The following is a 19,135-nucleotide window of genomic DNA, read 5'->3' as shown; positions in this document are numbered from 1 at the left end:
CATCGCAACGGCAGGCATCTTGAACGGGGATGCGGAACACGCCCATATCTCGGACGAAGCGGGAAAGTCCCGCCGGACCATCCTGAACCGATATGGCAACCATGACCAGCTATCTGAAGACCACCATCCTGCTTGCCGGCCTGACGGCCCTGTTCATGGCGGTCGGCTTCCTGCTGGGCGGCAAGACCGGCCTGATCATCGCCTTCGTCGCGGCCTTGGGCATGAATCTGTTCAGCTATTGGAATTCCGGCGACATGGTGCTGTCGATGTACGGCGCCCGCGAGGTCGACGCCTACACGGCGCCGGAATTCCACGGCATCGTCGCCCGGCTGGCCGAACGCGCCGGCCTGCCGATGCCGCGGGTCTACATCATCGAGAACGACCAGCCCAACGCCTTCGCCACCGGCCGCGATCCGGAGCATGCGGCGGTCGCCGCCACCACCGGCCTGCTGCAGCGCCTGACCCCGGAGGAGATCGCCGGCGTGATGGCGCATGAGCTGGCCCATGTGAAGAACCGCGACACGCTGATCATGACCATCACCGCGACCATCGCCGGCGCGGTGTCGATGCTGGCGAATTTCGGCCTGTTCTTCGGCGGCTCCAGCAACGACGGGCGCGGCGGCAACCCGCTGGGCATGGTCGGTGCGGTCCTGGCCGCCATCCTGGCGCCGATCGCCGCCACGCTGGTGCAGATGGCGATCAGCCGCACCCGCGAGTTCGAGGCCGACCGCATCGGCGCGGAGATCTGTGGCCGCCCGACCTGGCTGGCCGACGCGCTGACCAACATCCATAACGCCGCCAACCACATCCCCAACCATCAGGCGGAGGCGCACCCGGCGACCGCCCATCTGTTCATCGCCAACCCGCTGAGCGGCGCCAATTTCGCCAGCCTGTTCTCCACCCACCCCGACATGGGCGAGCGGGTCGCCCGCCTGCGGGCGATGGCGGCCCCGGCCGGCGGCTTCGGGGGTGGCGGTTCCGGTAGCGGTTCCGGGGGCGGCTTCACCCGGCCGCGCGACGGCCGGTCGCCCTGGGGTGCCCCGCCGCAATCGCAGGGCGGCGGCTTCATGCCGCAGAACCGGCGCGGCCCCTGGGGCTGATGCCGCCGGCGGGGCTCTGGTATTAGGATTGCGCGCCGGAGGGGTGGGCGACTACCCTGCCGGCACGCGTTCAACAGCCATGGCCGCCAGGGGAATTCTGCATGTCCGACGCCGTGAAGTACCGTCTCGTCACCCGGTCCGATTTCGACGGGCTCGTCTGCGCCGTCCTCCTGAAGGATCTGGGCATCCTCGACGAGATCAAGTTCGTCCATCCCAAGGACATGCAGGACGGCAAGGTCGAGATCACCAACCGCGACATCACCACCAACCTGCCCTATGTCGACGGTGCCCATCTGGTCTTCGACCATCATCTGTCGGAGACCATGCGCGTCGGCACCAAGCCGAACCACATCATCGATCCCAAGGCGCCGTCGGCCGCCCGCGTCGTCTATGACTATTACGGCGGGAAGGAACGCTTCCCGACCATCTCCGACGAGATGATGACGGCGGTCGACCAGGCCGACTCGGCGCGCTACGAGCGCGAGGACATCCTCAACCCCACCGGCTGGACCCTGCTGAACTTCATCATGGACGCGCGCACCGGGCTCGGCCGTTTCCGTGAGTTCCGGGTGTCGAACTACCAGCTGATGATGGATCTGATCGATTATTGCCGGAACCACAGCATCGCCCAGATCCTGGATCTGCCCGACGTGAAGGAGCGGGTGGAGCTCTACACCCAGCATGCCGAACTGTTCGTCGACCAGCTGAAGCGCTGCTCGACCGTGCGCGGCAACGTTGTCGTGCTCGACCTCCGCAAGGAGGAGACGATCTATGCCGGCAACCGCTTCATGATCTATGCGCTGTTCCCCGATACCAACGTGTCGATCCATGTGCTGTGGGGTCTGAAGCAGCAGAACACCGTGCTGGCCTGCGGCAAGTCGATCCTGAACCGCAGCTCGCAGACCGACATCGGCCCGCTGATGCTGGACTATGGCGGCGGCGGGCATCAGGCGGCGGGTACCTGCCAGGTTTCCAACGAGCAGGCCGAAGCGGCGCTGGAGGCCATCGTCGCCCGCATGCAGGCGGATGGCTGAGCGCGGAACGGCTGGGCATGATCGGGTGAGAGCCTTCGTTCCGTTTGCCTACAGCGCTTTGTTCGCCGCCGAGTGGCTGGCCGCCCTGGCCGACGAGGGCCCCCGGGCGGAGGCGCTCGACCGCGCCCGCCCGGTGGTGGAGGATGCCGTCGCCCGCGTCGACGCGGCCGGTGCCGCGGCCTTGGTGCGGATCGACGGGCTGGTTTCCGGGGCCATGCTCGGCGCCATCCCCGCCTTGCTGGCGGCCGAGACTGTCGGGTTGCCGGAGGCCGCCGCCGCCGCGGAGCGTGCGATTCATGAGCTGATGAGCCGCGTTGCCTACAAGCGGCGCGAGTTGATGCCGCTGTTCCCGCCGCTGATCGAGCGGGTCGCCGCCGTCCATGCCGCCGCGATCCAGGCCTGCGGAGCGGCGCGCTGGCGCCTGATGGCGGCGCGCGCGCGGATGCAGCCGGGCCGGCCCTCCAGCCCGATGCAGGGCGCCGGCACCCGCTATGTGAAGAGCGACCGTTTCGACGCCCGCGCAGTTGATTGCCTTCCCGCCATCGACCGCACCCGCGCCGACCGTATCCTCAAGCGGCTGGGCGAGGTGCCGGTTCCGGACGAGCTGGAACTACGCCCGTTCGATGACGGTGACGATCTGTGGACGATCAAGGCCGGCGGGGCGAACCGCTTCATCCTGCGGGTCGCGTGCGACCGGCGCGGGCCGTTCTACATGGTGGAGGATATCGGGCCGCGGGCGGGCTGACGCGAGAGATAAAATTGCGAAAGCTACTTTTTGATCGCATTGACGGGCAGACACAAATCGATTAGGGAGAAATTTATCAGAAGTACCACTTTAAGGGATTTAGATAATGGGCGGTACGGTGTTCGAATGGGCAGGAATTGTGCTTGCGTGTGTTGGAATTTTGGTTGGTTTGAAGCCTGATATTATCAATAGGTTGCGGCGCAGATCGTTAAGAAAATCATTAAAATCGCTGAAAAAAATCACGGATTTATACGTAAGGAGAAGAGACTTTGTTGAATTGGCGGAAAATAACTCCGTTGCAGCAATCGCTGATCTAATTAGGCTTGCTTCTGGATCTATCCTCTTTGCTGCGGTTACGGCATTTTTTTCTTATAGCATACCGCAGCCTGCTAATATCATGCTCGGGCTATTTTCGCTTTTTTGGTGCCTCAAGAACATCAATGAAGTGGCTATTCATGCATTGGATTTGAAGGAATCTGAGAGGACAGATAAAATTCTCAATGAAATCAATGGATTAATTGAGAGGTCAAGCGAACATGTTGATAAGATGTCAGAAAAGGACAAGAAGATTTACGAAGAAATCAAACTCAAAGCCAGATACGGCTTTTCTAATCACAACCTCAGACATCAGATAGACATCTCTTAAACAATCAACTCGAGAGGGTAAGACCCCACAGCAGCAGCGCCACCAGCCCGACCAGCAGCAAAGCGGCGACCGCGGTCAGGGCCAGCGCGCGGCCGATGTCGGCGGGGGTGGCACGGGCGCGGCCCTCACCGATCCAGCTTTCGGTGATGACGACGCCGCCGTCGCGGTGTGGGCCGCCCAATGCAAGGCCAAGCGCGCCGGCCATGGCGGCGATCGGCCAGCCCATGTTCAGCGACGGATGCTTGCGCGCGTCGCGGCTCAGCGTGCGGAAGGCACCCGCCGCCTTGGCGGTGCCGATGAAGGGGGCGGCCAACGCCAGCAGCAGCCCGGCCAGCCGGGCCGGCAGGGCGTTCAGCGCGTCGTCCAGCGTCGCCGCCGTCAGGCCGAAGCGGCCATGGCGGACGCCCGGGCTGCCGAGCGCCGCGTCGGCGCCGTCCATCGCGGTCCAGACGAACAGGCCCGGCACGCCGAGCAGGGCATAGCCGAAGACCGGCGCCACCAGCTTGCGGTCGAAGGCACGGGCCGCGGCCTCCACCGCAGCGCGGGCGATGCCGTGTTCGTCCAGGCCATAGACGTGGCGGCGGGTCAGCGACTGGATCGCTGCCTGTCCGGCGACGGCGCCGCCGCTTTCCAGGGCGCGGCGCACCGCCCGCACGCGTGTCCAGGCCGCCCGTCCGCGCAGGCCGCAGAGCAGGGCCAGCAGTTCCACCATCCAGCCGCGGCCGATCGAGCCGGCCCATTCGACCGCCAGACCGGCGGCCACCGCGATCGCCAGCAGCGTCAGCACCACCAGCGTGCCGCGCAGCAGCCGTGCCGTGTCGCCGCGTTCCGCCCGGTTCAGCCGGGCATCGGCGGCGTTGCAGAATCGCCGTGCCAGCGCCGCCGGGTCGGGCAGCACCCGGTCCAGCCAGTCGCCGAACAGCGCGTCGATCCCCAGCGCCAGCAGGAGGAGGAGCAGCGGGCCGGGACCGCCGAAGGCCGAACCGAACATGACGACTCCGGGAGCGGTGGGCTGGGATCAGGGAGCGGGCGTCAGCAGGCGCCGATGTCGGCAGGCGCCGGTGTCAGCGTGCGCCGGCCTGGCGGAGCAGGGTGCCGACGCGGGCGTTGCGGCTTTCCTGCGCCCAGTTCAGCGCGGTGCGCCCGGTGAAGTCGGAGCGGTCGACCTTGGCGCCGGCCTTCAGCAGCCGTTCCACCACGTCGGCGCGGCCGCTGCGGGACGCGACCATCAGCGCGGTCATGCCCTCGCGGTTCTCCTGGTCGACCTTGGCGCCCTTCTTCAGCAGCAGGTCGAGGATGTCGGGATTGCCGTTCTCGGCCGCGGCCAGCAGCGGGGTGTTGCCGGCCTTGTCGGCGCGGTTGACGTTGGCGCCGCTGTCCAGCAGCAGCGAGGCCATCGCCGGGCTGGAGCGGTCTACAGCGGCGAGCAGCGCGGTCTTGCCGTGGAGGTCGGCCTGGTTGGGATTCTCCCCCCTCAACAGGGCGCCCTTCACCTTGGCGACGTCGCCATCATTGACCGCCTGCATCAGCCCGGTGTCCTGGAACAGGCTGATCTGGGCGGAGGCCGGGGTGATGCAGGCGGCGGCCAGGCCGGTGGCGACGAGAGTGGCGAGCAGGAGCCGCTTCATGGCGGGTGTCCTTCCTTGACAGCGGGGGTGCCGGATACTAGCCAGAATGGAGGCGCTTTTGCCAGACCGGCCTTGCCGCACCGATGCGTGGAACTGCCATGCTCCGCAACCCGCTTGCCCGCCACATCGCCCTGTTCCTGCTGGTGAAGGCCGTGCTGATCGGGCTCGGCCTCTGGTGGTTCCTGGGCGGATTCCCGGGCGGCATGCCGGAACCGCGCGGCGTGGTGGCTCCGCCGGCCGCGGCCCGCTCCTGATCCGACGCATTCTCCGGCTGCCGGACGGAACCTTGGCCGCCGTTTCCGGTTGGATCCGCAATGTTCGGACTTCCAGCGAAGCGAAGGGGTGGAGGCATGATCGAGAGCCGCGACCAGAACCCGACCGCGATCGATTCCAGCGCCTGGACGGGGGGAACCGACGCTTCGGAGTCCCACGGCATGGTGCGCGAGGCGGTGGCGGTCTTCGACAGCCGCGACGCCCTGCAATCGGCGGTGGACGACCTGACGATGGCCGGCTTCCAGCGCCATGAGTTGAGCGTGCTGGCCAACGACGAGACGATCCGCGACCGGCTGGGGCAGGTCCCGGGCGATGTCGGCGATCTTGCCCACGACCCCGAGGCCCCCCGGCAGTCGTACCTGTCGCCGGAGGATGTCGGCAGCGGCCAGGGCGCCGCCGTCGGATTTCCGGCCTATGTGGGCGCGATCATCGCGACCGGCGCCGTGCTGGCGACCGGCGGCACCGCGCTTGCCGCCGCCGCCGCCGCTGCCGCGGCCGGGGTCGGCAGCGGGGCGGCAGGCTCCTTCCTGTCGCAGTGGATCACCGACAAGCGCAACGAGCCGATGCTGCAGCATCTCGACAAGGGCGGCATCCTTCTCTGGGTCAGCGTCGGCGACGCGGCGCGCGAGCGCATCGCGCTGGAGATCCTGAACCGCCACGCCGTCCGGTCCGCCGAAGTCCACGAGGTGCGGCAGACCGGGTCGGAGTGAGGATTACCCGCGCCGGCCGCGGCGGACGAGCGCTTCCGCGGTGAAGTCCTCCGGCCTGACCGGCGCGTCGAACACCGGCGGCGGGAGGCCGTACTCCAGGCCGCGGGCGGCATAGCGGTCCGCGGTCAGGTCGAAGGCGAACTCGATCGCCGGGAACAGGACCGGGACCTGCCAATGGGCGACGGGGTGCGCCTCGGCGTAGCGCAGGAGCGCACCCTTGCCGTCGTAATGCTCCGACGCCAGGATCTGCCAGCTGTCCTCGTCCAGATAATAGGTACGGTCGGGCAGGGCGTGCTGGAAGTTCGGCTTCAGCCGGGCGTCGACCACCCAGACCCGGTGCAGTTCGTACCGCAGGAACTGCGGGTTGGGATGGCCCGGCCACAGGATGTCCCTTGCCGTCAGGCTGGGGTTGGTCAACCGGTTGGCGTTATAGGGCATGTACATCTCGCGCCGCGTCACCAGCGTGAAGTCGAAACGGTCGAGCGCGCCGCTGAACATGTCCAGCATGTCGGCGGTGCAGACTCCGCCGGTTGCCGGGTCGGGCGTGTCATAGGCGAAGTCTGGCGCCGGAACCACCCGGCCGCGTTCGCCCTCGCGCGCCCAGGCGCGGGTGCGCGAGGCGATGGGATCCAGCGTCGACTGGATCACCAGGCTGCTGCCGGCCTGTTCCCTCGGCTCCAGCACTGTGCGGCGGTAGAGCAGCGACGGGGCGGCCGCATCCCCCGCGGCATAGGGGGAGGCGAACTCCTCGCGCAGCTTGGTCGCCGACCGCGAGCCGTCCGCCGATTGTAGCATGGTCACGCTGGTCCGCGACAGGCCGGTGCCGCGCCAGCGCAGCTTGTGGTTCCACATCGCCTGCACCCCGTTGGCCGGGATGGGGAAGGGGATGCCGACCGTGGCATCGCGCAGGGCCAGGCCATTCTCGCCCAGCGCGGCGCGGCCGGCGTTGGCCAGCGACGCGTCATAGATGCCTTGGGGAGCGGCGGCACTGCGGCGGGTGTAGAACAGCGCCAGTTCGAAGCTTTCCGGGAATTTCGCCAGCAGCGCCTGTTGTCCGGCGGTGAGCCGGATCTTGTAGCGCTCCACGTCGGCCGCCCCGACGGTGAACCAGCGGACATCCTCGACGTAAGGGTCGGGCGATGGCCGGTCGGGGACATAGCCGCGCGGCGCGGTGGTCAGCCCGCCGGTCCAGGGCGGGATCGCCCGCGTGCGGTTGCCGGCCCGCACCGCCCCGAAGGGCGTCAACTCTTCGCCCAGCCGCGGCACGCCCGGTTGCGGCGTTCCCGGCCCGGGAGCGGCGGCGGCCGGTGCCTGTGCCCGGGCCGGCAGGGCGGCCGACAGCACGGTCGCTGCTGTGGCCGCACCCAGCAGGCCCAGCGCTTCCCGGCGGCCGGGGCGCGATTGGCCCGGACCGCTCATGACCCGGCCCGATCCAGGGCGGCCCGCTCGGCGGCGATGGCTGCCGCGATGGCGGGGCAGGTGGCGGCAAAGACATCGCGCAGCCGGTTCGCGGCCTCGGCCAGCAGGGCGGGCGCAGCACCGTCGGCAGCGGCATGCTCCAGGGCGCGGGCGGCTTCGGCCAGCGGCCTGGCGCCGGCATTCAGCGAGGAACCTTTCAAATTGTGGGCGCAGGCCCGCATCAGGCCGCGGTCGCCGTTGTTCAGCGCCTTGTCCAGATCGGCGATGACCTCGCGGCCGATGGTGATGAAATCGTCCAGCAGTTCCGCCACCATCGCTGAATCGCCGTCGCACAGCATGCGCAGGTTGCCGAGGTCGATGGCCGGCCCGTCCATGCGAGGGGTGGGCGACGGGGGAACCGGAGGGGATGGCGGCGGAACCGCCGCACCCCCGTCCGGCGGCGGCATCCAGCGGGCGAGCGCGACGGCCAGTTGCGACAGTTCCAGCGGCTTGCTCAGCACGTCGTCCATGCCTGCGGCGCGGTAGCTCTCGATATCGGCCGGAGCGGCATTGGCGGTGACGGCGATGATCGGCATATGCCGGCCGGCTCCGTTCGGCTCGCCGCCCCGATCCGTGACGCACTCCGTGACACGCTCTGCGGCGCGGATGCGGCGGGTCAGCTCGAAACCGTCGATTTCGGGCATCTGGACATCGGTCAGCAGCAGGGCGTAGCGGCGGTCGCTGCGCCGCATGGCCTTCAGCGCCTCCGCTCCGCCGGGAGCCATCTCCGCGGCATAGCCCAGCGCCTGCAACTGCATCTGCAGCACCTTGCGGTTCACCGGATTGTCCTCCGCCACCAGGATCAGCCGGCCCTTGGCCATCGCCTCCTCCATGCCGGTCGTGGCGGCAGCCAGTCCGGACGTGCGCCAGGCCACGGAACCGGCAGCAGGGGACGCCGGATACGGGGGGACCGGCTGGGCCGGCCGGCCGGCGGCGGCCGCCACCGCGCGCAGCAGAACCAACCGGCGAAGCGGGCGGACCAGCACCATCGTGCCGGGCTCCGATCCGCGGGCGCCGGGCCGGGAAGCGGCGCCGGCCTCTCCGCCCGTCTCATGGCAGAGCAGGACAACCGGCGGCCGGGCCTCGCCGCGGCGACGGCCCAACTCCTCCGGTGCGAAGGCGGCGGCTGGAACATACAGCGCCTCGTCGATGGTCAGCACGTCGGCGGCGCGGCCGGCCTCGCGTGCGATGCGGGCCTGGGTCGCCAGCTCTGACGGGGAGGCAGCGGGCAGCACGCGGGCGCCGGCCCGGTCCAGATAGCGGGCGAGGAAGCCGCGCTCGGTGTCGTCCGGCACGCCGAGCAGCACGGTCAGCCCGGTCAGGTCGATGCCGCCGCCGGTGTCGTCCGGCATCGCTGCCGCCATGGCTGCGCGGGGCATTGGCAGGCGCAGCCAGAAGGTGGAGCCGACGCCGGACCTGCTTTCAACGCCGATCTCGCCGTCCATCAGCGCCGCCAGCCGCCGGCTGATCGACAGCCCCAGCCCGGTGCCGCCGAAGCGGCGGGTGGTGGAGCTTTCGGCCTGGGTGAAGGGCTGGAACAGGCGCTGGCGGGTGGTTTCGCCGATGCCGATGCCGGTGTCGCACACGGCGATCCGCAGCAGCGGTTCCGCCTGCTCCTCCGCCTGTTCCAGTTCGGCGTGCAGGATGACGCGGCCGGCCTCGGTGAACTTGATGGCATTGCCGGCCAGGTTGAACAGGATCTGGCGCAGCCGCACCGGGTCGCCCAGCAGGGCGGACGGGATCGCCGGGTCGACATAGGTCAGCAGGGTCAGCCCCTTCGCCCCGGCGGCCGGCGCCAGCGTTTCGGCCACCCCCTCGACCAGGGCGGGGACCGACAGCGGCACCCGCTCCAGATCCATCTTGCCGGCCTCGATCTTCGAGAAATCCAGGATGTCGTCGATGATCCGCAGCAGGGCGTCGGCCGATTCGCGCATGGTGCCGACGGTGTCGCGCTGGCAATCGTCCAGCTCGGTGCGTTCCAGCAGGCCCAGCATGCCCAGCACCCCGTTCATCGGGGTGCGGATCTCGTGGCTCATGGTGGCGAGAAAGGCGGACTTGGCCTTGGTCGCCTCCTCCGCCTGTTCCTTGGCGGTCTCCATCTGGCGTTCGGCCAGCTTGCGGCGGGTGATGTCATAGATCCAGGACAGATAGACCGGCTTGCCGTCCACCACCGCCGGCTCCACCGAGATCAGCGCCCAGAAGGTGGAGCCGTCGGCACGACGCAGCTTCACCTCGGCGTCCCGCACCGGGCGGCGGTAATGGAGCCAGCACGGTTCGTCCTGTCCGGTCCCTTCCCCATCGGCCGGATCGGTGGTGCCGTTGAACAGCCCGCCGACGCCGAAGCCCTCCAGTCGCTCCCTGGAGGTGCCGAGCAGCGAGACCAGCCGGTGGTTGGTCAGCACGATGACGCCGTTCTCGTCATAGGCGCAGACGCCGACCGGGCTGGCCTGCAGCACGGCGTTGATCTGTTCGCGGCTTTCGCGCAGTTCGCGGGTGCGTTCCGCGACGCGGGTCTCGATCGACTGGATCTGGTCGAAGGCGCGCAGCGCCGCGATCACCGCGGTCAGCAGGCTTTCCGCCGACAGGTCCGCCTTGGGCTTGTAGTCGTTGATGTCGTAATCGACGATCACGTCGCGCTGCGGCGCCTGGCCCGGCTGGCCGGTGCGCAGGATGATGCGGACGTCGCGGTTGCCCAGCTCGTCGCGGATCCAGCGCACCAGCTTCAGGCCGGAATCATCCTCCTCCATCACCACGTCGAGCAGGACCACGGCGATGTCGCGGCGGTGTTCCAGCACCCTGCGGGCATCCGCAGCGGTGAAGCTGCTGACCAGATCCAGCCGCCGCTGCTGGAAGGTTACGTCGGCCAGCAGCAGCCCGGTCATGGAATGGACGTCGGATTCGTCGTCGACCACCAGGATGGTCCAGGGCGGGGCCGCCGGGTCGGCCGCCGATGCCGTCGCTCCGCGCCCGTCCGCGCCGCTGCGCGCCTTGCCGCCTTGCGCTTCTTCGTCGGCGAACAGGATCTCGTCGTCGTCGTAGGCGGCGCCGGTGCTCATATGGGTTCGGTCTCCAGCGGGACGGACGCCGGCACTTGCGGGTTGGCGGCCGTCTTGGGAATGCGCAGCGTGAAGGTAGTTCCATCGCCGGGAACGCTGTCAACCGAGATCCGCCCGCCCAGGGACTGGGTGACGAGGTTGAAGACGATGTGCAGCCCCAGTCCGCTGCCGCCCGTTCCGCGGCGGGTGGTGAAGAAGGGTTCGAACACCTTGGGCAGGTTTTCCGCCGCGATGCCGGCACCGTCGTCGGCGAAGCGGATCTCGACCTCGCCGTCCGGCGTCTCGTCGACGTCGATCACCATGTGGCCCTTGCCGTCCGCCGGGAAGGCGTGGGTCAGCGCGTTCATCACCAGATTGGTCACCACTTGGCTCAGCGCGCCGGGGAAACTGTCCATGACGATGCCGGGCGAACAGGCGATGGCGACGCGGTGGCGGCTCTTGCGCAAGGTCGGGCCCAGCGAGGTCACCACCTCCTCCAGATAGGCCAGCAGGTCGAAGCGTCGCCGCTCCTCGCTGGTCTGGTCGACGGCGACCCGCTTGAAGCTCTGGATCAGGTCGGCGGCGCGGGTCAGGTTCTGTTCGATCAGGCGGGAGGCCTCGCTGGCAGTGGCGACATAGGCGGCAAGGTCGGACTTCCTCATCGTCCCGCGCTCGAACGCCTCGGCGAGCGAGCCGGTCCGGCCGGTCAGGTGGGTGGCGCAGCCGAAGGCGATGCCGATGGGGGTGTTGATCTCGTGCGCGACGCCGGCGACCAGCAGGGCGAGCGAGGCCATCTTCTCCGCCTGGACGAGGCTGGCCTGGGTCTCCTTCAGGTCGGCGTAGGCGCGCTCAAGCTCCTGCATGGCATGGAAAATCTCCTCGGCCGAGCGGGCCTCCACCGTCACGTCGGTCAGGGTGCGGACGAATCCGCCCTCCGGCAGCGGGTTGGTGCGCACCTCGACGATGCGGCCGTCGGGCCGCCGGCGCTTGAAGGTGAAGGGCTGGTCGATGGTGCCGGCCGGCTCGCCCGGCGGATCCCCGAACATGTCGGGGAAACCGCCGCCGCCATCTTCACAGCCATTTCCATCGCCGCCGGCCGGGGGTCTGCCGCTGATGCCATAGGTCAGGTACAGGTCGGGATCGTCGCCCATCTCGCCGAACTCGCCCTGCCGGCGCTGCACCGCCACCATGTCGGCGAATTGCGGGGTGCCGGCCAGGATCTCCGCCGGGATGTTCAGCAATTCCGCGGCCCGGCTGTTGGCCATCACCACCCGGCCGTCGCGGTCGACCTTGATGATGCCCTGGTCGGTGTTGTCCAGCGTCACCTGCAGCACGTTGCGCTCATGCGCGAGGTCCAGTTCCGTCCGCACCCGCTCGGTGACGTCGGACATGGTGCCGGTCAGGCGCCGGGCGCGGCCGTCGGGGTCGCGCTGGGCGGTGGCGCGATCCTCGATCCAGGCCCATCGGCCGTCCTGCCGGCGCATCCGGTAGACCGCGCTGTAGGCCATGGCGCGGTCGCGCAGCCGCCGCCGCGACTCGGCCATCACCTGCTCCGCCTCGTCCGGATGCAGCAGCGAGGCCCAGGTCTCGGCCGTCATCGTCAGTTCCGATGCGCCGTAGCCGAGCAGGGCCGGAAATTCCTTCGACCACCAATATTGGCCGGTCCGCAGATCATAGTCCCAGACCGAGGAACGGGTGGCGGTGATGGCCAACGCCAGCCGCTGCTCGCTCTTGCGCAGCGCGGCCTCCTCCCGCCCGAGCCGGGAGAGCATCGCGTTGTGGGCCTGGATCACCCGTCCCAATTCATCGGCGGCGCGCCAGTCCACCGGCCGGTGTCCGCCGCCGCGCTCGGATTCTAGGATCGAGGCGATCAGCCGCCGCAGCGGCCTCCCGACCGTCAGCCGCAACGCCGCCAGCGCCGCGGCGACGGTTCCGGCCAGCATCAGCAGCAACAGGGCTGCCGTGTTCATCACCTCCTGCCGCAGCTGCTCGCGCACGGAGGCGTGGCTGTAATGCAGGGCGATGCTGCCAACCTGAAGGCCCTGGGCGCGGATCGGCCGGCGTTCGATGCCGGCGTCGTTGTCCGGCGGGCAGCCCGGCTCCGGCCAGGAGAAAAGCTCGCCGGCCAGATCGTCGGACACCTCGATGCAGACCAGCTCGCGATTGGCGCCGATGGCCTGGATGACGTTGCGGACCGCCTGGACGTCGAAGGTCCACAGGGTGTTGGACAGGGCCGCCACGTTGACTTCGGCGATGGTCGCCACCTTCTCGCGCAGGGCGGTTTTCAGATCCTTGTGGCGGTCGTAGAAGAACAGGGCGGAGAACAGCGAGACGGTCACCACCAGGCTCGGCACCAGGATCAACAGGAACTTGGCCGACACCGTCGGCACACGCCGCCACGCCTCAGCGATCCTGGTCATGCATTGCCGTTCCGGACGATGGCGGGGATTTGGGCGGCACGCGGCGCGCGTGCACCTGCCAGGAGGTTCTACCCCGTTGCGGGCGGCTCGTCCATCGGGGCGAACCCGGTGCGCCGGCGGCAAAAGTCCGGCAGCGGCCGGATCGGGCCTTGAGCGATGGCGCCACCTTGCACTACTGTGCATATGCAAATAGGACCGCTTCCGCACGCTTCCGTATGGGCTGTGGGTGGTCCCGGCCTGAAAGGTCGTATCGATGGGACGTTCGGTGGCGAACGGGCGAGGGAATGATGGATTTCAGCAAGATCAGCACAGGCGAAGAGACCGAGGTCCGACTGACGGGCCGCCTGGAGTTCACCGATCATGACCGGCTGCGCGATATCGTGGAACTGGTGGAGCATCCTGGGACGCAGCGTTTCATCATCGCATTGTCGGAGCTTGAGTTCATCGATTCCGCGGGGCTCGGCATGCTGCTGATCCTCCAGGAGGAGGCGGAGTCGCGCAACGTCAAGATGATCGTGCGGGGAGCCAGGGGCGATGTGAAGCGCTCCATCGACCTCGCGCGTCTGGACGAGATCATCACCATCGAACCCTGACGGATCCTGAGCTGCCGCCCCTCGATGCCGATCTTGCGCGATCCGATCTAAGCCCGGTCAAGCCTGCGACGACCGGTCCGTGCCGGGCCGGGATGTTTCGCGCCCATCCCTATCTGGGGACTGCCGCCATGGACGCCATCCCGCCCGACTGCCCGCCCGATTGCCCGGCCGAGCTGACGCTGCGGGCCTTCAGCCTGTTGCGTGACCGGATCCCCGCCGATATGACCGCCCGGGTCGTCGCACGCTTCGGCGGGGCGGCAGATGGCGGGACGGCAGACGGCCGGCCGCAGGACGACACGCCGACGGAGCCGCCCGGCCGGGCGGTCGAGACCCTGCTGGTGGAGCGGGCCGACCGTGACCGGCTGCGCGCCGCCTTCGACCGCAACCCTTTCCTGACGGTGGAACTGGGCGATGGGGACGACGAGCCGGCTGCCCTGCTGGAGGACTGGTCGGGGGCCCCGGCGGCGGCGCATCCGCGCTGGCCGGGATTCTACCTGTCGCTGACCACCGGCAGCGCCTATGGCCTGCAATGCGCGGTCCTGGTCTGCGACGAGCTGATCCGGCGCGATGCACTCGACCCGCAGCGGCGCTCCAATGTCGAGCTGTGCCTGCACGAGGCCATCGCGAATGCCATCGTCCATGGCAATCTGGGGCTGTCCAGCGCCGTCAAGGGCGAACCAGGCGGCTACCGGCGGTTCAGCGAGATGATGCGCGACCGGCTGGGCGATCCGGCGGCGGTGCGGCGGCGGCTGGACATTTTCTGCCGCTGGAGCGACCGCGCCATCGCCATCGCCGTGGTCGACCAGGGCGGCGGATTCGACACGGAGCTGGCGCCGGCGATCACGGGGAACAAGGCGCGGTCTGGCCGCGGCTTCGTCTTCATGCGGTCGCTCGCCACCCGTGTGACGGTGACCGATGGCGGACGCTGCACCGTCCTGCAGTTTGACCGCTGACGGAGCCTTCATGGCAGCCCCCGCCCTGTCGCTGTCGGACTGCCGAGTCCTGATCGTCGACGACAACGAATTCAACCGCAAATCGCTCGCCCTGGTGATCCGCCGCGCCGGCATCAGCGACATCGCCTTCGCCGAGAACGGGCGGGAAGGGCTGGCGGCGGTCGACCGCTTCCGCCCCGACCTCGTCCTGCTCGATGTCGACATGCCGGTGATGAACGGCTGGGAGATGTGCGAGGCGCTGCGCCGCAATGCGACGCACGAGGAATTGCCGGTGCTGTTCCAGACCGCGCTGGACAGCGACGAGGAGCAGGTCCGCTGCTTCGAGGCCGGCGGCAGCGACTTCATCTCCAAGCCGATCAAGCCCGGCGAATGCGTCGCCCGTGTCCGCCACCAGCTGGAAAAGCGCAAGCTGTTCAACGATCTGGCCAATTTCCGCGAGCGGGTGCAGCGCGAGCTGTCGCATGCCCGCGCCATGCAGACGTCGCTGCTGCCGGAAAAGCGCCGGCTGGCCGAGGTGGCGGACCGCTACGGCCTGACGCTGGACGCCCATTTCGAGACCTCGTCGGAGCTGGGCGGCGATTTCTGGGGCCTCTATCCGCTGGGCGACCGCCGGCTTGGCCTGCTGCTCGTCGATTTCGCCGGGCATGGCATCACCGCGGCGATCAACACCTTCCGCCTGCACACGCTGATCGACCGTTTCCCCATGCAGCATGCGGCACCGTCGCAATGGCTGGCGCAGTTGAACGCCGCGCTGAAGGACGTGCTGCCGACGGGGCAGTTCGCCACCGCCTTCTTCGGCATCCTCGACCTTGCCACCGACACGCTGACCTTCGCCGCGGCGGGGTCGCCGAACCCGGTGTTGGGGATCCCGACCGGCGCCGGCGGCAACGGACCGGAAATCCGGTTGCTCGATTCGGCCGGTCTGGTGCTCGGCGCCTCGCGCCGGGCGCAGTATGTCGACCAGAGTTTCCGGTTGCCGCGCGGCGGCTTCCTGTTCCTCTACAGCGACGCCCTGATCGAATGCGGCGGCGAGGAGTGGGGGCCGCTGGGTCAGGACGCCGTGCCGGACTTCGTCCGCGACGGGCTGGCCCGGGACCGCGTGCATCCGCTTCATCCGATGATGGAACGCTTCTACGCCCGGACCAACCTGCCGCTGCGCGACGACCTGACCGCGGTATGGCTCGCCAGACGGGCGTAGGGGGAGGGGGAGGCGTTGCGGGAGGGCCGGGCGCTTACGGTGCGAACTGCTCCTTCAGGATGCGTTCCTCGAAATTCAGTTCGGGATCGAACAGCAGGGTCAGGCCGACCTCGCGGCATTCCTGCACCTCGACCCGCAACACCTCGCGCACTTCCGTGAAGTCGGCGACGGCGCTGACCGGGCGCTTCGACTCCTCCATCACGTCGAAGGTGATGCGGGCGGCATGCGGCAGCAGGGCGCCGCGCCAGCGCCGGGGGCGGAAGGCGCTGATAGGGGTCAGGGCGAGGACGCCGGCGTTCAGCGGGACGATTGGACCATGGGCCGACAAATTATAGGCGGTGCTGCCGGCCGGCGTCGCCACCAGCGCGCCGTCGCAGATCAGCTCCGGCAGCCGGACGACGCCGTCGATGGTGATGCGCAGCTTGGCCGCCTGCCTGGTCTCGCGCAGCAAGGAAACCTCGTTGATGCCCAGCGCTTCGACCCGCTCGCCGTTGACCCGCGTCGCCAACATGCGCAGCGGGTGCAGCCGGACATGCTGGGCTGCGACGATTCGCTCCGCCAGATCCTCCTCGCGGTAGGCATTCAGCAGGAAGCCGACCGACCCGCGGTTCATGCCGTAGACCGGCGTCGGCCGGATGCGGTCGCGGGCCAAAGCCCGGTGCAGCGTCTCCAGCAGGAATCCATCGCCGCCCAGCGCCACGATGACGTCCGCCTCGCCTGCGGGCGCATTGCCGTAGCGATGGACCAGCCGGGTGCGGGCGGCACGCGCCTCCTCGGTGTCGGCGCAGGCGAAGGTGATGCGCAACGCGTCGGGAGAGGGCAGCGAGGGCGCCTCGCTGTCGTCGGCATGCGGCATGGTGGCTGGCTGTGGCGCTGACTGCGCGGACGGCGGGGCGGCGGGATCGGTCATGGCGCGACCATACTCCACTCCGGCTGTGGCGCAAAAGCGCGACCCTGGCGGTGTGCCAGAAAAAAGGAGGCCGCGGGGGCCTCCTTTTTCATCATGCGGCAGGGATGGACCGGCGTTACTCGGCCATCTCCGTCACCATCTCCTCGTCGTCGTCACCGGCGGTGCGCTTGGGCCGGTTGCCCTCGGTGTAGTCGAAGGCCGGCTTGTCGTCCTTGACCGTGACCTTGACCAGACCGCCCTTGCTGAGCTTGCCGAACAGCAGTTCCTCCGCCAGCGGCTTCTTGATGTACTCCTGGATCACGCGGCCGAGCGGGCGGGCGCCGTAGAGCGGGTCGTAGCCCTTCTTGCCCAGCCACTCGCGCGCCGCCTCGTTCAGCTCGATGGACACGCCGCGGTCTTCCAACTGGGCTTCCATCTGCATGATGAACTTGTCGACGACGCGGTTGATGACCTCCTGCGACAAAGGCGCGAAGGGGATGATCGCGTCCAGGCGGTTGCGGAACTCCGGCGTGAACATCTTCTCGACCGCTTCGATGTCCTCGCCGACCCGGCGGTCACGCTCGAAGCCGATGGCGGGCTTGGCCATGTCGGCGGCCCCGGCGTTCGAAGTCATGATCAGGATGACGTTGCGGAAATCGACGATCTTGCCGTTGTGGTCGGTCAGCTTGCCGTGGTCCATGATCTGCAGCAGGATGTTGAACAGATCCGGATGGGCCTTCTCGATCTCGTCCAGCAGCAGGACGCAGTGCGGGTGCTGGTCGATGGCGTCGGTCAGCATGCCGCCCTGGTCGAAGCCGACATAGCCCGGAGGGGCACCGATCAGCCGCGACACGGTATGCCGCTCCATATACTCCGACATGTCGAAGCGGGTCAGCTCGATGCCCAGCGTCATGGCGAGCTGGCGGGCCACCTCGGTCTTGCCGACGCCGGTCGGGCCGGTGAACAGGTAGTTGCCGATCGGCTTTTCCGGTTCGCGCAGGCCGGCACGGGCGAGCTTGATCGCGGAGACCAGCGCGTCGATCGCCTTGTTCTGGCCGAAGACCATGGTCTTCAGGTCGCGCTCCAGGTTCAGCAGCGTTTCCTTGTCGTCGCGGCTGACCGACTTCGGCGGGATGCGGGCGATCTTGGCGACCACCGCCTCCACGTCCTTTACACCGATCTTCTTGCGGCGCTTGTTCTCCGGCAGCAGCATCTGCGCCGCGCCGACCTCGTCGATGATGTCGATCGCCTTGTCGGGCAGCTTGCGGTCACCGATGTACTTGGCCGACAGCTCCACCGCGACGCGGATGGCGTCGTTGGTGTAGGTGACCTTGTGGTGCTTCTCGTAATAGGGCTTCAGCCCCTGCAGGATCTTGATCGCATCCTCGACCGACGGCTCGTTGACGTCGATCTTCTGGAAGCGGCGGACCAGTGCCCGGTCCTTCTCGAAATAGCTGCGGTATTCCTTGTAGGTGGTCGAACCGATGCAGCGCAGCGCGCCGGATGCCAGCGCGGGCTTCAGCAGGTTCGACGCATCCATGGCCCCGCCCGAGGTGGCGCCGGCGCCGATCACCGTGTGGATCTCGTCGATGAAGAGGATGGCCCCTTCGGTCGCCTCGAGTTCCGACACGACGGCCTTCAGCCGTTCCTCGAAATCGCCGCGATAGCGGGTGCCGGCCAGCAGCGAGCCCATGTCGAGCGCGAAGATGGTGGCGTTGCGCAGCACCTCCGGCACTTCCTGCTGGACGATGCGGCGGGCGAGGCCCTCGGCGATGGCGGTCTTGCCGACACCGGGGTCGCCGACGTAGAGCGGGTTGTTCTTCGACCGCCGGCACAGGATCTGGATGGTCCGTTCGACCTCCTGCTCCCGGCCGATCAGCGGATCGATCTTCCCGCCCGACGCCTTCTTGTTCAGGTTGACACAATAAGCCTCGAGCGCTTCGCTGCCTTTTTTCACGACCTTCTCCGCCGCCGCCTCGTCGTCGGCGCCCGAGACCCGCTTGGTATCCGAGCGGCCCGGAGCCTTCGCGATTCCGTGAGAGATGTAGTTGACCGCGTCGAACCGGGTCATCTCCTGCTCCTGCAGGAAATAGACCGCATGGCTCTCGCGTTCAGAGAACAAGGCGACGAGCACATTTGCTCCCGTCACCTCCTCACGTCCCGACGACTGGACGTGGATGGCCGCACGCTGCAGAACCCGTTGGAAACCAGCCGTCGGCTTGGCGTCATCGGGCCTGTTCGTGATAAGGTTCGCAAGTTCGTTGTCGAGGTAATCCGACAGTTCCGCGCGCAAGCGGTCGAGGTCGATCCCGCAGGCACGCAAGACGGCAGTGGCATCCGAGTCTTCGGTCAACGCGAGAAGCAGGTGTTCGAGCGTCGCGTATTCATGCCTGCGCTCGTTCGCGTGGGCCAGGGCTCGGTGCAGCGTCTGTTCCAGGTTACGCGACAGCATG

At 68.3% G+C, this 19,135-nt stretch carries 16 protein-coding genes; 9 read left to right on the top strand and 7 right to left on the bottom strand.

What is annotated here, in order from left to right; translation table 11 throughout:
* Positions 1-92: 92 nt before the first annotated feature.
* The 4 genes from htpX (at position 93) to AL072_RS34035 (ending at position 3,525) form a co-directional block, all read left to right on the top strand.
* On the top strand, positions 93-1,100 hold the full coding sequence (gene htpX, locus AL072_RS00980; RefSeq protein WP_045581889.1) for a zinc metalloprotease HtpX: 1,008 nt from the start codon (positions 93-95) through the stop codon (positions 1,098-1,100).
* A 101-nt stretch (positions 1,101-1,201) separates the two neighbouring features.
* Positions 1,202-2,134: a DHH family phosphoesterase gene (locus AL072_RS00975; protein WP_045581890.1), complete on the top strand. Its 933-nt coding sequence runs from the start codon at positions 1,202-1,204 to the stop codon at positions 2,132-2,134.
* Between the two features lie 25 nt (positions 2,135-2,159).
* Entirely contained in the window at positions 2,160-2,879 is a 720-nt protein-coding gene (locus AL072_RS00970; RefSeq protein ID WP_045581891.1) for a hypothetical protein, read from the top strand.
* Positions 2,880-2,985: 106 nt separating this feature from the next.
* Complete coding sequence (locus AL072_RS34035; RefSeq protein ID WP_144428098.1) at positions 2,986-3,525, top strand: hypothetical protein; 540 nt, start codon at positions 2,986-2,988, stop codon at positions 3,523-3,525.
* 4 nt (positions 3,526-3,529) lie between these two features.
* Here AL072_RS34035 and AL072_RS00965 read toward each other — a convergent pair whose 3' ends face one another.
* Together AL072_RS00965 and AL072_RS00960 are read right to left on the bottom strand one after the other, a co-directional pair.
* Entirely contained in the window at positions 3,530-4,516 is a 987-nt protein-coding gene (locus AL072_RS00965) for a CobD/CbiB family cobalamin biosynthesis protein (protein ID WP_045581892.1), read from the bottom strand.
* Between the two features lie 73 nt (positions 4,517-4,589).
* Positions 4,590-5,153, bottom strand: a complete 564-nt coding sequence (locus AL072_RS00960; protein ID WP_045581893.1) for an ankyrin repeat domain-containing protein — start codon at positions 5,151-5,153, stop codon at positions 4,590-4,592.
* 98 nt (positions 5,154-5,251) lie between these two features.
* On the opposite strand from AL072_RS00960, the gene AL072_RS35135 reads away from it, so the two are divergent.
* On the top strand, positions 5,252-5,407 hold the full coding sequence (locus tag AL072_RS35135; protein WP_167543359.1) for a hypothetical protein: 156 nt from the start codon (positions 5,252-5,254) through the stop codon (positions 5,405-5,407).
* A gap of 96 nt (positions 5,408-5,503) precedes the next feature.
* The gene (locus tag AL072_RS00955) at positions 5,504-6,136 is read left to right on the top strand and encodes a hypothetical protein (RefSeq protein ID WP_052709983.1); all 633 of its coding nucleotides are present in this window, start codon (positions 5,504-5,506) and stop codon (positions 6,134-6,136) included.
* Positions 6,137-6,139: 3 nt separating this feature from the next.
* On the opposite strand, the gene AL072_RS00950 is transcribed toward AL072_RS00955, so the two are convergent.
* The 3 genes from AL072_RS00950 to AL072_RS00940 are packed head-to-tail and all read right to left on the bottom strand — an operon-like array spanning position 6,140 to position 13,049.
* Positions 6,140-7,555 (bottom strand): DUF1329 domain-containing protein, encoded by a 1,416-nt coding sequence (locus AL072_RS00950; RefSeq protein ID WP_045581894.1) that lies wholly within the window; start codon positions 7,553-7,555, stop codon positions 6,140-6,142.
* On the bottom strand, positions 7,552-10,650 hold the full coding sequence (locus AL072_RS00945; protein ID WP_082108919.1) for a hybrid sensor histidine kinase/response regulator: 3,099 nt from the start codon (positions 10,648-10,650) through the stop codon (positions 7,552-7,554). Before AL072_RS00945 ends, AL072_RS00950 begins: the two co-directional genes overlap by 4 nt.
* Positions 10,647-13,049, bottom strand: coding sequence for an ATP-binding protein (locus tag AL072_RS00940; RefSeq protein ID WP_045581895.1), 2,403 nt, complete (start codon positions 13,047-13,049; stop codon positions 10,647-10,649). Before AL072_RS00940 ends, AL072_RS00945 begins: the two co-directional genes overlap by 4 nt.
* A gap of 287 nt (positions 13,050-13,336) precedes the next feature.
* Here AL072_RS00940 and AL072_RS00935 point away from each other — a divergent pair, with 287 nt between their 5' ends.
* The 3 genes from AL072_RS00935 to AL072_RS00925 all read left to right on the top strand — a co-directional run bounded on the left by AL072_RS00935 (position 13,337) and on the right by AL072_RS00925 (position 15,793).
* Entirely contained in the window at positions 13,337-13,642 is a 306-nt protein-coding gene (locus tag AL072_RS00935) for an STAS domain-containing protein (RefSeq protein ID WP_045582621.1), read from the top strand.
* A 128-nt stretch (positions 13,643-13,770) separates the two neighbouring features.
* On the top strand, positions 13,771-14,595 hold the full coding sequence (locus AL072_RS00930) for an ATP-binding protein (protein WP_045582622.1): 825 nt from the start codon (positions 13,771-13,773) through the stop codon (positions 14,593-14,595).
* A 10-nt stretch (positions 14,596-14,605) separates the two neighbouring features.
* The gene (locus tag AL072_RS00925) at positions 14,606-15,793 is read left to right on the top strand and encodes a PP2C family protein-serine/threonine phosphatase (RefSeq protein WP_045581896.1); all 1,188 of its coding nucleotides are present in this window, start codon (positions 14,606-14,608) and stop codon (positions 15,791-15,793) included.
* Positions 15,794-15,827: 34 nt separating this feature from the next.
* On the opposite strand, the gene AL072_RS00920 is transcribed toward AL072_RS00925, so the two are convergent.
* Both AL072_RS00920 and clpA read right to left on the bottom strand, forming a co-directional pair.
* A complete protein-coding gene (locus AL072_RS00920) occupies positions 15,828-16,649 on the bottom strand; it encodes an NAD kinase (RefSeq protein ID WP_045582623.1) in 822 nt (273 codons plus the stop codon).
* A 169-nt stretch (positions 16,650-16,818) separates the two neighbouring features.
* Positions 16,819-19,134 (bottom strand): ATP-dependent Clp protease ATP-binding subunit ClpA, encoded by a 2,316-nt coding sequence (gene clpA / locus AL072_RS00915; protein WP_045581897.1) that lies wholly within the window; start codon positions 19,132-19,134, stop codon positions 16,819-16,821.
* Position 19,135: the final 1 nt, after the last annotated feature.

The sequence above is a fragment of the Azospirillum thiophilum genome, assembly GCF_001305595.1.
GTDB classification, from domain to species: Bacteria; Pseudomonadota; Alphaproteobacteria; order Azospirillales; family Azospirillaceae; genus Azospirillum; species Azospirillum thiophilum.
This window is presented reverse-complemented; position numbering and strand designations above follow the sequence as displayed.

Excerpts from the sequence above, each read along its gene's own strand:
- AL072_RS34035 (WP_144428098.1), top strand. The coding sequence starts at position 2,986 with ATGGGCGGTACGGTGTTCGAATGGGCAGGAATTGTGCTTGCGTGTGTT.
- AL072_RS00940 (WP_045581895.1), bottom strand. The coding sequence starts at position 13,049 with ATGACCAGGATCGCTGAGGCGTGGCGGCGTGTGCCGACGGTGTCGGCC.
- AL072_RS00945 (WP_082108919.1), bottom strand. The coding sequence starts at position 10,650 with ATGAGCACCGGCGCCGCCTACGACGACGACGAGATCCTGTTCGCCGAC.
- AL072_RS00975 (WP_045581890.1), top strand. The coding sequence starts at position 1,202 with ATGTCCGACGCCGTGAAGTACCGTCTCGTCACCCGGTCCGATTTCGAC.
- clpA (WP_045581897.1), bottom strand. The coding sequence starts at position 19,134 with ATGCTGTCGCGTAACCTGGAACAGACGCTGCACCGAGCCCTGGCCCAC.
- htpX (WP_045581889.1), top strand. The coding sequence starts at position 93 with ATGGCAACCATGACCAGCTATCTGAAGACCACCATCCTGCTTGCCGGC.
- AL072_RS00955 (WP_052709983.1), top strand. The coding sequence starts at position 5,504 with ATGATCGAGAGCCGCGACCAGAACCCGACCGCGATCGATTCCAGCGCC.
- AL072_RS00935 (WP_045582621.1), top strand. The coding sequence starts at position 13,337 with ATGGATTTCAGCAAGATCAGCACAGGCGAAGAGACCGAGGTCCGACTG.
- AL072_RS00965 (WP_045581892.1), bottom strand. The coding sequence starts at position 4,516 with ATGTTCGGTTCGGCCTTCGGCGGTCCCGGCCCGCTGCTCCTCCTCCTG.
- AL072_RS00920 (WP_045582623.1), bottom strand. The coding sequence starts at position 16,649 with ATGCCGCATGCCGACGACAGCGAGGCGCCCTCGCTGCCCTCTCCCGAC.
- AL072_RS35135 (WP_167543359.1), top strand. The coding sequence starts at position 5,252 with ATGCTCCGCAACCCGCTTGCCCGCCACATCGCCCTGTTCCTGCTGGTG.
- AL072_RS00950 (WP_045581894.1), bottom strand. The coding sequence starts at position 7,555 with ATGAGCGGTCCGGGCCAATCGCGCCCCGGCCGCCGGGAAGCGCTGGGC.
- AL072_RS00930 (WP_045582622.1), top strand. The coding sequence starts at position 13,771 with ATGGACGCCATCCCGCCCGACTGCCCGCCCGATTGCCCGGCCGAGCTG.
- AL072_RS00960 (WP_045581893.1), bottom strand. The coding sequence starts at position 5,153 with ATGAAGCGGCTCCTGCTCGCCACTCTCGTCGCCACCGGCCTGGCCGCC.
- AL072_RS00925 (WP_045581896.1), top strand. The coding sequence starts at position 14,606 with ATGGCAGCCCCCGCCCTGTCGCTGTCGGACTGCCGAGTCCTGATCGTC.